This is a genomic window from Salinisphaera shabanensis E1L3A, from assembly GCF_000215955.2.
GTDB lineage: Bacteria > Pseudomonadota > Gammaproteobacteria > Nevskiales > Salinisphaeraceae > Salinisphaera > Salinisphaera shabanensis.
This window is the reverse complement of record NZ_AFNV02000019.1, coordinates 81,178-94,186: the sequence shown is the minus strand read 5'-3', so window position 1 is coordinate 94,186 and position 13,009 is coordinate 81,178. Positions and strand designations below refer to the sequence as shown.

General features: G+C 60.6%; 15 protein-coding genes. 7 read left to right on the top strand and 8 right to left on the bottom strand.

Annotated elements, in window-relative coordinates; genetic code table 11:
• Positions 1-245 (bottom strand): PAS domain-containing protein (locus SSPSH_RS12815; protein ID WP_006912077.1); only part of this gene is annotated, 245 nt, incomplete at its 3' end.
• 1,044 nt (positions 246-1,289) lie between these two features.
• On the opposite strand from SSPSH_RS12815, the gene SSPSH_RS12810 reads away from it, so the two are divergent.
• From SSPSH_RS12810 to SSPSH_RS12800, 3 genes are all read left to right on the top strand, one after another.
• Positions 1,290-1,586: a DUF3144 domain-containing protein gene (locus SSPSH_RS12810; protein ID WP_006912079.1), complete on the top strand. Its 297-nt coding sequence runs from the start codon at positions 1,290-1,292 to the stop codon at positions 1,584-1,586.
• 56 nt (positions 1,587-1,642) lie between these two features.
• On the top strand, positions 1,643-2,686 hold the full coding sequence (locus tag SSPSH_RS12805; RefSeq protein ID WP_006912080.1) for a DUF72 domain-containing protein: 1,044 nt from the start codon (positions 1,643-1,645) through the stop codon (positions 2,684-2,686).
• 148 nt (positions 2,687-2,834) lie between these two features.
• Positions 2,835-3,152, top strand: coding sequence for a DUF1244 domain-containing protein (locus SSPSH_RS12800; protein ID WP_006912081.1), 318 nt, complete (start codon positions 2,835-2,837; stop codon positions 3,150-3,152).
• Positions 3,153-3,191: 39 nt separating this feature from the next.
• Here the strand turns inward: SSPSH_RS12800 and SSPSH_RS12795 are convergent, their stop codons facing one another.
• A complete protein-coding gene (locus SSPSH_RS12795) occupies positions 3,192-3,920 on the bottom strand; it encodes a GGDEF domain-containing protein (protein ID WP_006912082.1) in 729 nt (242 codons plus the stop codon).
• Positions 3,921-4,099: 179 nt separating this feature from the next.
• Positions 4,100-4,768 (bottom strand): YoaK family protein, encoded by a 669-nt coding sequence (locus SSPSH_RS12790; protein ID WP_006912083.1) that lies wholly within the window; start codon positions 4,766-4,768, stop codon positions 4,100-4,102.
• A gap of 304 nt (positions 4,769-5,072) precedes the next feature.
• Here SSPSH_RS12790 and SSPSH_RS12780 point away from each other — a divergent pair, with 304 nt between their 5' ends.
• Positions 5,073-5,897, top strand: a complete 825-nt coding sequence (locus SSPSH_RS12780) for a DUF72 domain-containing protein (RefSeq protein WP_006912084.1) — start codon at positions 5,073-5,075, stop codon at positions 5,895-5,897.
• Positions 5,898-5,956: 59 nt separating this feature from the next.
• Here SSPSH_RS12780 and SSPSH_RS12775 read toward each other — a convergent pair whose 3' ends face one another.
• Together SSPSH_RS12775 and SSPSH_RS12770 are read right to left on the bottom strand one after the other, a co-directional pair.
• The gene (locus SSPSH_RS12775) at positions 5,957-6,964 is read right to left on the bottom strand and encodes an NADP-dependent oxidoreductase (protein WP_006912085.1); all 1,008 of its coding nucleotides are present in this window, start codon (positions 6,962-6,964) and stop codon (positions 5,957-5,959) included.
• A gap of 125 nt (positions 6,965-7,089) precedes the next feature.
• Positions 7,090-7,878 carry a thioesterase family protein gene (locus SSPSH_RS12770; protein WP_006912086.1) on the bottom strand — a complete coding sequence of 263 codons (789 nt, stop codon included), beginning with the start codon at positions 7,876-7,878 and terminating at the stop codon, positions 7,090-7,092.
• A 155-nt stretch (positions 7,879-8,033) separates the two neighbouring features.
• On the opposite strand from SSPSH_RS12770, the gene SSPSH_RS12765 reads away from it, so the two are divergent.
• The 3 genes from SSPSH_RS12765 (at position 8,034) to SSPSH_RS12755 (ending at position 11,394) form a co-directional block, all read left to right on the top strand.
• Positions 8,034-9,002, top strand: a complete 969-nt coding sequence (locus tag SSPSH_RS12765) for a YihY/virulence factor BrkB family protein (RefSeq protein WP_006912087.1) — start codon at positions 8,034-8,036, stop codon at positions 9,000-9,002.
• A 94-nt stretch (positions 9,003-9,096) separates the two neighbouring features.
• Positions 9,097-10,284 (top strand): acyl-CoA dehydrogenase family protein, encoded by a 1,188-nt coding sequence (locus SSPSH_RS12760; RefSeq protein WP_006912088.1) that lies wholly within the window; start codon positions 9,097-9,099, stop codon positions 10,282-10,284.
• A 12-nt stretch (positions 10,285-10,296) separates the two neighbouring features.
• The gene (locus SSPSH_RS12755; protein ID WP_006912089.1) at positions 10,297-11,394 is read left to right on the top strand and encodes an acyl-CoA dehydrogenase family protein; all 1,098 of its coding nucleotides are present in this window, start codon (positions 10,297-10,299) and stop codon (positions 11,392-11,394) included.
• A 69-nt stretch (positions 11,395-11,463) separates the two neighbouring features.
• On the opposite strand, the gene SSPSH_RS12750 is transcribed toward SSPSH_RS12755, so the two are convergent.
• The 3 genes from SSPSH_RS12750 to SSPSH_RS12740 all read right to left on the bottom strand — a co-directional run bounded on the left by SSPSH_RS12750 (position 11,464) and on the right by SSPSH_RS12740 (position 13,009).
• On the bottom strand, positions 11,464-11,892 hold the full coding sequence (locus SSPSH_RS12750) for an EF-hand domain-containing protein (RefSeq protein WP_006912090.1): 429 nt from the start codon (positions 11,890-11,892) through the stop codon (positions 11,464-11,466).
• A gap of 78 nt (positions 11,893-11,970) precedes the next feature.
• Entirely contained in the window at positions 11,971-12,633 is a 663-nt protein-coding gene (locus SSPSH_RS12745) for a DUF799 domain-containing protein (protein ID WP_006912091.1), read from the bottom strand.
• A gap of 1 nt (position 12,634) precedes the next feature.
• Positions 12,635-13,009, bottom strand: a complete 375-nt coding sequence (locus SSPSH_RS12740) for a DUF4810 domain-containing protein (protein WP_006912092.1) — start codon at positions 13,007-13,009, stop codon at positions 12,635-12,637.

Sequence of the window (13,009 nt, the reverse complement as noted above, 5' to 3'; positions counted from 1 at the left end):
ACAGAAAGAATGTTGCTTAATCCGGTAATGGCTTGTTCGACGGCCGGTTTATCTTCGGGGTGCATGAGTCCGAAAATGTCGTCGACATAAGCCGCCGATTCTTCGCTGTCATAGCCCAGATCGGAAAAAATCCGGTCGAGGCCGAATATGACCTCGCCGGTGAGCAAGTCGTTTTCCCACAGATCGAGCCCGCTACATTCGAGCGCCAGGTCGAGTCGTCGTCGGTAGAGCGCCTCTTCGTCCATATTTTTGGTTTAGCTGCTAGCGGACAGGGGATCACCATAGCCAATACGACGCCTTAGCAGCGCGAAATTTTCCAGCACGCCCAAGGCACAAACAAACACTTCGGCCGCCTGGTTTTTGAAGCGGCTTACCGGCGCCCTGGAGCTACGCTTGCTTGCGTGAACAGGTAAGGCGCGCGGTCGTCGGAGGCGTTCGAGAGGCCGCGACCGCAGTGCTTGGAGTCATAACAGATCGAGTCTGGGGCAATGATTACTGGGACTTCGTCCTGTGCGAAATACGAAGGCAGGTTTTCGTTCATATTGCATCGGTAGAAGGTCTGCTTGCTTTGCGCAGGGCGGCACCGTCATCGTGTCTGACGATGCCGACATCCAACGACAAACTTGCCCGTGGCCTGTTTGACGTCGGCGGCGTATCCGTTGGTTAGATCCGCGAGGCGCTACGACCGGTCGTCGCCGTAATGTGTTCGGCAACAGCTTTGCCAGGCCGTGTCGTGTCCCCTTGAGTCAGATATTGCCCAAATCGGCGCGCTTGTTCTAACGTTGTAGTCAAATTATTGTTATTTGATATTAATTTTTGTGTCGATCGAGTGGCTATAGCATGATTTCCGCGTAATTGCCGAAGATGTTCACGATACGTCCCGCGAACGATTGAACGGCAGTAGCTTGGTGAGTCGAGGTGTGCTGATCAGGGCACTCGATGCGGAATTTTCGAGCCAGGTCGATAGATCATGCAATCGATAATATTTCGTTTTTTACTTTGTCGACGCTGTTTCGCTTTCTCGAATTAACCCTCGCCTTACGAAATTATCGATTTCGATTGGTCGAAAGTCCCAGCCGTGGAAACTTTGTTCTGTAGATCGTTTGTATCGGGCGGCGCAGGCGCGTGCACTATCGGAATTCAAGCGGAATCCCCCGTCATCCTCTTGTAGGTCGGCGTTGCCGTGAGGCTACTTCGCGATAAGAGCAAACCAGCCCACTCGTTTCGTTTGCCGTCTTTTTCTTCGGTATCCTGTGCGCCGCATCCATTGTCTTGGAAGACACGCACCCATGAGCGAAAAAAGCCTATCACCGGCATTTCGTACCCGTGCGGACGAAGTGATCGATATCGCCAACCGTCAGTCGCAGACCGTTTCAGCCGGGCAGGTGAGTGCCTCGCTGATGTACGCCACGGCCCGATTCAATGCGTTCCAGGTCGCTGCCACGGCCGAAAGCAGCGATGATATGGCCGAAGAACGCGAGAACGCGGTCGAGTACTTCACTGCTCAGTACCGCAAGATGTTCGAAGACCATTTCGATGAGTGCATGGCGAATTTCGATCGCTATACCGGTCGCGACAAGACATAACGACGATCGTTCGCCTTCGGTGATCGACGTCCCGCCGCCGCTGCCCGGGGCCATGGATGAACGCTGACGAGCCGTTCGACGACGCGCGCACCGGGTCGCTTTTCGCCGATCAGCTGCCGGCTGCAGCGGGTGTGGGCGCGGCCGCGCCCGATGAAAGCCTGAAGCAGTTGGCTGGCGCGCTGCCGGAACAACTGCGGCTTGGCACTTCCTCGTGGCATTTCCCGGGTTGGGCGAATCGGGTCTGGGACCGGCTGTATAGCGAAAAGCAGCTCTCTCGTGGCGGACTGCCGGCATACGCGTGCCATCCCCTCTTTGGCGCGGTGAGTCTCGACCGTGGCTTTTATCGGCCGCTGTCGGTCGCCCAGTACGCGAGTTATGCCGAACAGGTGCCGTGTTCGTTTCGCTTCATGGTCAAGGCGCCCGCACGGGTCACCGATGCGTTGGTCCGGCAGGCGGGTGGGCAGGGGATAAGCACGAACCCGGATTTCCTGGACGCCAATCTGGCATGGCGTGAGTTTGCTGCGCCCGCCAGCGAGGGGCTTGGCGCCAAACTTGGCGCACTGGTGTTCCAAATAAGTCCGCTACCCGGCCATATGCTTTCCGATATCCATGCATTGACGGCGCGGCTGAGTGATGTGTTGCGGACCGTGCAAGAGGTCAAGTCGCGTGTGCCGCATGCCGTGGTTGCGGTCGAGGTGCGTAATCCGCAGTGGCTGACCTCGATGTTTGTCGATGTGCTCAAGCAGAGCGGCGCGACCTACTGCCTCGGCCTGCATCCGAAAATGCCCGCCCCGGCGGAGCAGTTGCCCATTCTGCGCCAGCTATGGCCGGGACCCTTCGTGTGTCGATGGAATCTCAACCCGAAGCACGGCGCCTACAGCTACGAGGCCGCGCGTGATACGTATGCGCCGTTCGACAAGCTGGTCGACCCGGACCCGGCGACGCGGGATATTCTCTCTCGCGTTATTGCGGGCACCGTGAGTCGTGGCCAGCCGGCGTTCGTAACGATCAACAACAAGGCCGAGGGCTGTGCGCCGGAATCGGTTCGGGCGCTGGCCGAGGCTGTACGGGCGTTAGGCTCGCGTGGCAACCGATCTTAGTATTGGAACGTGTGTGAACACCGCGAGGTCAATATTTTGGTCGAGGAGGCCGACAACAGGCCCTTTAGACTGGCGTATCCGCGCTGGTGATATAACCCGGGCGTACAACGGTACGCAGCGATTCCCGTATTTTCGAATGAGAACGTATATGGACGAACAGACCCGTATCGAAGCCGAGGCCGCCGCATTTCGTGGTCTGATCAAGCATCTGCAAAAGCGTACCGATGTGCAGAATATCGATCTGATGAACCTGGCGGGCTTTTGTCGCAATTGTCTGTCGAAATGGTATCGCGCCGAGGCTGAACTACGTGGCGCTTCGATCAGCGACGCCGAGGCGCGTGAGCACGTCTATGGCATGCCATACCCGGAATACAAACAGCGCTACCAGACGCCGGCAAGCGACGACCAGAAAGCGCTGTTCGAGTCGAGACAGGCCGAGCATGCCGATACGCGGGCCGGCAACTGAAAAATTTTGATCGCGGGCTAAAGACCGGCACCTGTCGACCTAGGCCGCGTGTGCCAGGCGTGTACGATTTCGGCCAGCGCGTTTGGCTTCATAGACCGCTTTATCGGCGTTATCGATAAGTGTGGCGATATGGCTATGCCGTGCCGTCGGTGCCGTAGCGATGCCGATGCTCAGGGTAATATAGAGCGTCTGATCACCGACGGTGATCGGTGTGTGCTCGATATCCTGGCGCAATGCTTCGGCAATGTCCTGCGCGGCCTGCCGTGTGGTGTCGTGCAACAAGCTCGCGAATTCTTCGCCGCCGAAGCGGCATAACAGGCCGCAGGTATGTAGCTGGGCGTCGATCGCTCTGCCGACACGGCAAAGAATGACATCGCCGACACGGTGGCCGTAGGTATCGTTCACGCGTTTGAAATGATCGATATCGATGAACAGCAGTGCCACCGGCTTATCGGTCTGGAGTTCGTTCACCGCCGCCTCGAATAGCGACCGACGGTTGGGCAGGCCGGTCAGTTCGTCGGTACGCGCCAGGCGATAAAGCTCTTGTTCGGCTTCGTCGAGCCGTTTGATCAGCGACAACAGCGTGATCATCATCGCCGGCATGATCGTCAACGAACAGGCCAGCGAGATCAGGTAGCCGATAGGGCTGTGTCTGAGACCGGCCAGTTCCATACTGATGCCGGTGACCGCGAAAGCGACCAGGGTCGTGACAACAGTGAAAACGAGGGTGCCGCGCCACACGCCGACCCGACGTACGAAATTACGCAACCGGCCGCCAGGGGCGCGAGCGCTGAGACGCCCATCCGCCGACGCTCGGTCCGGGGTGTGCGTATGCCGAGAGGTGAATATGATCATTAAGGCGGCATGGGCAATACGCGGGGATATAGAGATTATATCGGCGCGTCGTTGGCCTTGCTTAAAAGCGGTCCAAATGACGCTGAACGCCTTTACTCGCGTGGCACAGGAAATGACGGCGCATTGGCACCGATATAGTGGTGAGCCGCGACCCCGAGCGCGGCAGCCGCGAGTGCAGCGAACCATAACCCGTCGAGCCCGATTCGGGCGTAAACCGCGGCGCCGATGAGCGTGCCCACAACCAGCCCGAGCCAGAGCAGCAGGTACCAGGCCCATGCAAAACGATCGCCCTGGCCAAGCAGGGCCGCCGTTACGCGCTGGCCTAGTTTGACCAGGGTGCCGGTCATATAGGTCAAGCCGATGGTGACTTCGCCGTTACGCTCGAACACGGTATTTTCTGCCCCCATCGCCAGGGCCATGCACATCACGGCCACATAACTTAACCCCGCGTCGTGGCATATCGCGGCGATGCATAGCAGCATGGTGACAAGCACGAGGACTGCGCTCGGGCGCCGGTCTCGTGCGATTTGGCCAGTCAGTGTACCCATGACTACACCGGCCACAAACAGACCGATCAACATCGCCGGCAGTGCGGCTTTCGACCATGCGCTTTCCAGGCCGACACCCAGGCGCGTGGAGTTTCCGCTCATGAACGACACGAAATAACCCCCCAGCGCGATGAAACCCATGGCGTCCACATAGCCGGACAGCGCGGTCAGGGCGGCAGCAATAACACGTTCGCGGCGACGATAACTGATCACGTAAACAGGACTCGATTGGATTCAAAGCAACAGCGCGGGCGCGCAAATTTTGCGCGGTCGTGGCCTTGCGTACAACGATGGCGTGGCCGACCGGACAGGCGCAGCCTTGCGTGGATCACGACAATGCCTTGAATCAATGGCTACAACGTAATCGCGACGGCATCGGTTTCGGCGCACTACGGCCAGCCGGTACCGGCGGTGCGCACGACGCGCCAGGGCGAATCCGCAGAGCATGTCCGAACCGTCACCCGCCAGTATCTGTTCGCGTTAAGCTCGCGTAAAGCACGAAATGAGTCGGGCAACGATGAGCAAAAAGCGCGGAAAAATTCGTAGCGGTATCGGCGGCTGGACCTACAAGCCCTGGCGCGGCACGTTCTATCCGGACGATCTCGCGCAGAAAAACGAGCTCGCCTACGCCGCGAAGACGCTTGCCACGATCGAAGTCAACGGCACCTTTTATCGCACCCAGAAGCCGGCGACTTTCGAGCGGTGGGCACAGGCCGCGCCCGACGGGTTTGCGTTCTCGCTGAAGGCGCCGCGCTACGTGGTCAATCGCAAACGTCTCGATGAAGCCGGGGAGGGGATCGAACGTTTCGTGGAATCCGGTATTTCGGCGCTCGGCGATCGGCTTGGCCCGATTCTCTGGCAGCTCCCGCCCACCAAGACCTTCGAGCGAGACGAATTTGCCGCCTTCCTCGACGCGCTGCCGGCCAAGGTCGACGGGATCGGGTTGCGCCACGCCGTCGAATTACGTCACGACAGCTTTGCCTGTTCGGAGGCCGTGAGGCGATGCTGCGACGCCGGGGTCGCGATCGTCTATGCCGATAGCGATGACTATCCGGCCATCGCCGATATCACCGCGCCCGGTTTCGTCTATGCGCGCTTGCAACGCGGCGATAACGCGATCGCGACCGGGTATAGCGCCGCCGCACTCGACAGCTGGGCGGCGCGGGCGCAGACCTGGGCCTCGGGTGGTCACCCTGACGATCTGTCCTATATCGGCGGTAGCGCAGGCGAGAACACATCGGCCGATAAACGCGATGTATTCGTTTACTTCATTCGCGAAGGCAAGGTTCGCGCGCCACATGCCGCGATGGCCTTACAACAGCACATTGACGAACACGGGTGAGCATTCAAGCGTCGCGTGGTCGGAGCCTGCCGACCACGCGACTCGTTCGCTAACCGCTGCTAGACCTTGAGTACCAACTTGCCGAAGTTGCTGCCTTCGAAAAGCTTGAGCAGGGTATCGGGGAAGTTCTCGAAACCTTCCACGATATCCTCGCGGTGCTTGATCTTGCCCTCGGACAACCAGTCAGCGAGGGCCTTGGCCGCTTCGCCGTAGCGATCGGCATAGTCGAAGACCACGAAGCCTTCCATGCGTGCCCGATTGACCAGCAGCGACATATAGTTCTTGGGCGCGTACATGCCCTCGGTCGCGTTGTACTGCGAAATCGCGCCGCAGATCACGATCCGGCCCTTGAGCGCGAGATTGGCGAGCGCGAAATCCAGAATCTCGCCGCCCACGTTGTCGAAGAATACGTCGATGCCCTTCGGGCAGTGTTCCTTCATCGCCTTGTAGACGTTTTCGTTCTTGTAATCGATGGCTGCATCGAAGCCGAGCTCATCGGTGACATAACTGCACTTCTCGCTGCTGCCGGCAATACCGACCACGCGTGCGCCCTTGAGTTTGGCGATCTGGCCGACCAGCGCGCCGACCGCGCCCGAAGCCGCCGACACGACTACCGTTTCGCCTTCGGCCACACCGCCCACGTCCAGCAAGCCGAAATAAGCGGTCATGCCGGGCATGCCGAGCACGCCCAGATAGGCCGGTAGTTCAGCCAGGTTGGTATCGACCTTGCGCGCGTCCTTGCCTGCGACTACGGCATGGGTCTGAACGCCGAAGTTGCCAGACACCTTGTCGCCCTCGGCGAAATCGGAATGGTTGGATTTGAGCACCGTGCCGGCTGTGCCTGCACGCATGAGTTCGCCGATTTCGACCGGTTTGATATACGACTTGCCGGCATTCATCCAGCCGCGCATGGCGGGGTCCAGCGAGATGTACTCGACAGCGACAAGGATCTCGTCGTTGCCGGGTTCGGCGACGGCTTCGCTGACCAGTTCCCAATCGCTTTGCTTGGGCAGGCCCTGCGGACGTTCGGCCAGACGAAACTGACGGTTTTGATCGGTCGAGCTCATGGTGATACCACGGTTTGAATAAGCATGTGTCCCGCACCTTAGAAGCTCGCGCGACCGCCGGCAAGCGAAATCGAACGTTCGTTCGCTACCTGACGAGTGTCAACGTATGGCGAGGCGTACGTGTCCTAGCGTTTTCGAATCAGCAGATTCTGATGGGCCATGCCTACGCGTCCAACGGCATCGTAGAGCGTTGAACTGCTCAAGCCGATACCGTTGGGCTGGGCGATCGTCTCGGCGTCAATACCGATCCACTCGCCGACCGGCGCGCGGTGCAGATAGACGGTCAGATCAGTATTTGCGAACAGGTACTCGTCGAACGGTAGTACCCAACTCAGCCCGTTGCCGAAATCCGAAGCAGCGGCGGCGCGCATGGCCGGCGTCGTCTCGACGCCTTCGAGCACGGGTGCGCGCAGGCGAAACCATGCCGCCGCTGGGCCGGGTTCGCGCGTGCTGCCGGTGGCCACACGTATGTCCATGGCCCGATGGTGGAAGAACTCGCCCGACGGCATGCCCGGTGTTTCGTACCGCTGCGTGCACTCGTCGGGTGCGGGTTCGAGCGTGCGCGCCGGCCCGGTCGGCACTTGGACAGGTTGTTCGCGCAGCATCAAGGCGATCGCGCGGCCCATCGGTACACCGTCGTGTTCGATCTGCAGCGCGACACGGCGCGCGCTGCGTCCGCGGCTGGCCTCGGCGCGCACTTCCAGCGACGCCAGCGGTACCGGCCGGGTCAGTTCGAAGGTCAGTCGAGCGAGAACGAACTCGGGGCCGGCAGTGTTCTGTGCGATATGCGTAAGCAGCGCCGCGGGTGCACCGCCGTGCAGGGCGTTTTCGTCCCATGGTCCGCGCGCCAGCCCGGTGGGCAGAAACCGTGTACCGTCGCGTTCGAAAATCGCATTTGTTGTGTGGGTATCCATAACAAAGGTGCTGATACTCAAAGATCCGTGGGGCGGTTATGCTGCCATGAATGAAGCTCGCCACGGCTTTCTGTCTCGCGCAGGCGCCTCGTCGAACTGCGGGTAAGCCGTGGCACGCGCCGCCCGGGCGTCGGGCGTTCGATAACGAATTTCATATGCCCAATTCAAAGGAACAAGATCCGCGGTTCGGGCCGCGCAACGCCCAGGGCCCGGCCCAGATCGGCTGGCGTGGCTGGTGGGCGATCGTGCAACGGGTCAGCCGTGAATTCAGCCGGCACGATATGACCATTACGGCGGCCGGCGTTTCGTTCCTGGCATTGTTCGCGGTCTTTTCCGCGCTTGCGGCATTCGTGGCGTTTTATGGCCTGATCGCCGATCCCCAGGCAATGGTTGAGGACATGCGCGCCTTGCAGGGGTTTGTGCCGGCCGACGTCGTCTTGTCGCTGGTCGATCAGATGCGCTCCGTATCCAGCCGATCGTTAACCAAGCTCGTGGCGGCGGGCGTATTCAGTCTGCTGGTAGCGGTATGGTGCGCCCAGCAGGGGGTGGCGGCGCTGTTGCTCGCCCTTAATACCGCGTATCACGAGGACAGCGAACGCGGTACGTGGTGGCGGTTGTTCAAATCGCTGTTCGTGGCGATCGGCGTGATTTTCGGACTGATGGTGACTGCCGTTCTCGCGATCGGGTTACCGGTGGCTGCGTCACGGTTGGGCTTCAGCTTGTGGCAGGTCGAGGTGGTGCGTGCCGCCGGCATGGCGGTCGGGGGACTGATTTTATTACTTGGTCTGTCGGCGCTTTATCGCTGGGCACCGGATCGTCGGCCGCCGCGTTGGCGCTGGGTGGGTGCAGGCGCGGGGGTCGTGGTGACGTTCTGGACCGTGGGGTCGCTACTGTTTTCCTGGTTCATGGCGTACTCGAACTCGTATACGGCGTTGTACGGTTCGCTCAGCGCGGTCGTGATTCTGTTGACGCTGATCTATGTCACTGTGGTGACAGTGCTGGTCGGCGCGGAATTCAACGCGCAGATGGAGTATCAGGTGGAAGACGATACGACGGCGCACGAGCCGCGTCCGGCGGGTGAGCGCGGTGCGCATATGGCCGATCATTCGGCCAAGTCACGGTAATATTCACTACCACACGAACGGTTGACCGGTCGCAATCGCCGCCAGATACTTTGCAATCTGAAATTACGTTTCACGAATAATAAGTAGGTGATGCATGGGCGATTTGGAGGCGTTCAGGGCCGAGGTTCGGTCCTGGCTGGAAGACAACTGCCCGGAGGAGATGCGCCAGCCGCTCGCTTCCGATCAGGACCACGTCTGGGGCGGCCGTCAGTGGGAGTTCTCATCGGATGGCCAACGGGTCTGGTTCGAGCGCATGGTCGAGAAGGGCTGGACGGCGCCGGCCTGGCCGATCGAATACGGCGGTGGCGGCATGACGCCGGCCGAGCACGACGTATTCAAGTCCGAGATGAAGCGTATCAACGCGCGCAGCCCGGTCAGCAATTTCGGCTTCTGGATGCTGGGCCCGGCCTTGCTCAAGTTCGGTTCCGAAGAACAAAAGCGTGAGCATTTGCCCGCGATCGCACGCGGCGAAATTCGCTGGTGCCAGGGCTATTCTGAACCCAATGCGGGTTCGGATCTGGCCAGCCTGAAAACGTCGGCGGAAATCGACGGCGATTATTTCGTGGTCAACGGCCGCAAGATCTGGACGTCCTACGCGGACCGTGCCGACAAGATGTTCTGTCTGGTACGCACCGATCCGGATGCCAAGAAGCAGGCCGGTATTTCCTTCATCCTGCTGGATATGGAAAGCCAGGGCGTATCGACGCGGCCCATTCAGCTGATTTCCGGCGAATCCCCGTTCTGCGAAACGTTCTTCGACGACGTCCGTGTGCCGCGCGCAAACCTGGTGGGCGAGCTCAACCAGGGCTGGACGATCGCCAAATATCTGCTCACCCACGAGCGCGACAACATCGGCGGCGAGCCGCCGGGTCTGCTCAAGGGTCGCGACCTGGCGAAGATGGCGCTCGAAGCCATCGGCGCCGATGAGGCCGGTCGCCTGGACGACCCCATGCTGCGTGCCGATATCGCGCGTCTTGAAATCGATGCGATGGCATTTCGTGCGCTGGTCGAACACACTCGTGCGAAGGCCGAAGCCGGCGAAGGCGTGGGCGCACGCTCGGCCATGCTCAAGTACTACGGTACCGAGCTGAACAAACGACGCTACAACCTGATGATGGATGCCATGGGCGGTCAGGGCCTGGAATGGGAGGGTGAACGTACCAGCGGTGGGCGCTACGCCCGCGAGTGGCTGCGTTCCAAAGGTAATTCGATTGAAGGCGGCACCTCGGAGATCATGCTCGGCATCATCTCCTCCGCCGTACTCGAACTCCCCAAAGGCTAGCGAGGCATTTCCATGATTTTGAATGAAGAACAGCAGATGCTCGCCGATCTGGCGGAGCGTATTTTTGCCGATAAGGCCAGCGTGGATACGTTGCGCGCCATTCGCGGCGGCAGCCATGGCAACGACTACGATCAAGACCTGTGGCAGGCGATGGTCGAGTCCGGCCTGACCGGCATTCTGGTGCCGGAAGACCAGGGCGGTATGGAATTCGGGCTGGTGAGCGCAGGCCTTGTTGCACGCGAAGTCGGGCGGCGTCTTGCCTTGACGCCGTTTCTTTCCACGGCCGTACTGGGCGCGATCGCGATCGGCCGTGGTGGTAACGACGACCAGAAAAGCCGTTGGCTGGGTCCGATTGCCAGCGGTGAGCTGATCGTGGCGCTCGCACTCGACGAAAGTGCCAAGCATCGTCCGGAGCGTGTGGCTACCCAGGCCACGGCAGCGGGTGATGGCTATACCGTGACCGGCCAGAAGACGCTCGTGCTGGATGCAGCGAATGCCGGCGTATTCATCGTCAGCGCCATGCTCGACGGGACGCCGCGCCTGTTCGCTGTTGAAATCGGCGCCGGTACGGTCGACGTTGAACCAGTGGTCTCCCTCGATACACGCAGCATGGCGGATGTGCGTTTCGACGCCGCCCAGGCGGAATTGCTCGACGGCGATGACAACACGCTGGATGCGGTGCTCGATGCCGGACGCGCCATGCTGGCCATGGAGTTGGTCGGTCTATCGCGCGCCGTGTTCGAACGCACGCTCACGTATCTGTCCGAGCGCAAGCAGTTCGGTCAGCGCATCGGCTCGTTTCAGGCGTTGCAACACCGTGCCGCGCATCTGTCGGTCGAGATCGAGATCAGCGAAGCCATGGCATTCCAGGCGCTCGCGGCATTCGATTCAGGCGCCGACGATGCCTCGCAGCAGATTCTCGCGGCCAAGGCCCGTGCCGCAGAAACCGCCCGTCTGGCCAGTGCCGAAGGCGTGCAGATGCACGGCGGCATGGGTATGACCGATGAGTTCGATATCGGCTTCTTCATGAAGCGTGCGCGAGCGGCGAGCGAACTGTTCGGTGACGCCAACTTTTGCACGGAGCGTTTTGCGCGCGCCAAGGGTTACTGATCGGGCGATTCGATATGCTCAAACAAATCCGCCGGCACGAGGCCGGCGGATTTTTGTATCTGGCGGGTGTCAGTTTTGGAGTTGTACACCTGTGCCCTTGACCCGTTCCATGGTGCCGTCGGGATAGACCAGAATCGTTTCGCCGCCGGACACGGCCGGGCCGATAGCGCCGCTGCCCTTGGCGAGTGCCTGCATGCCGGCTTCGAATTGCTCTTCGGTAATGCCTTCGGCGGAGTTTTCCGAACCTTTTTCGATCGTCGCCGACGTGTCGAACGAGTCGTACAGGTTGCCGATCGCATAATCGGCCTCAGCTTCACTACGGCTGAGCAGGCCGTCGCCATTACGATCAAGCTGCTGGAATTTTTCCGATATCTCGACATCCCCGGTGCCGTCGGCACGGGCGGCGTCGATACGGGCCGACGTCGAATCGGCCAGCACGGCAAAGGATGTGCTGGTCAGTATGGCGAGCGAAAGCGTCGTGGCGATCTTGGATAGCATGGCGTTTGCGTGGTTGAAGCCAGCTTTCAATTTAGCGTGCCCATCGCGGCCGCGCTACGCCAGCGCCGGAAACAACGCTTACTGGCGGCGCGGATCGGTGACGTGCTCGGGGTTGTAGGGCCCGAGCGGCAGCCCGTCGGTTCGATCGCCCACCATATTGAAGTTGGCCATGCGTGAGACTTCGCGGGTGCGGTCGGCACTGGTATCCACGATCTGCTCGACGACGGCGACGATTACCGCTGCGAGCAGACCGCCTTGATTGCTATTGGAACCCTCGATCGCCCGGGCCGAGCCGTCCCAGAGCAGGGTGCCGGTATCGGCATCGATCAATCGGGCCGAGACATCCACCGTCGTATCCGACGACAGGACGTGATACTTCTGGCCCCAGTCCTCGATCGTGGCATAGAGCACCGCGTCGGGGCCGATGATTTCATCGATCTTGTTCAGCGGTACCGACTGCATTTCGGCGGGTTCGGACAGACCGTTTTCTTTCATAAACGCGTCGACGACGGCCACCGGGTAGACGTAGTACCCCGCTTCTGCCAGCGGTCGGGTCACCGTCGAGAGATAGACGTAGGGGGCATTGACATCGACCGAGTTGTTGATCGGCGGGAGCACCAGAATCGAGCGCGGCGGATCGGCACGATAGGCGCTGTAGTCGTAGCCGGGCGCAGTGGCGCAGCCCGTGGCCAGCAATGAAGCGGCTGCGACCGCGCACAGGCCGAGATATCGACGGATCATGTCAGCTCCCGTTGTCGATACGTTCGATGAACGTCGTCATGAAATCCGAAGATTCGGGATAAAGTCGGCGCTCGACCGCGAACTCCTCGACCGCGTCGGCTTCGTTGCCTTGCATGTATTGCATATAGCCCAGCTGGGCATGAACGCCCGGCGGCACGCGTTTGCCTTCCGCTTCGCTGCGTTCGATATCGGCGCGCAGTTTTTGTACTTGCAAACCGGGCTCTGCCGCACCGGGCTGCATGTACATCGTGTAGATCAGGTTCTCGTATTCGCCCCAGCGATAAAGCGGCTCGGGCTGGGTGACACAGCCTGCGAGCAGGGTGGCCGCGAGCAGTGCGCTAACGCGGCCAGCCAGTAACCGTGTATGTATGACCAT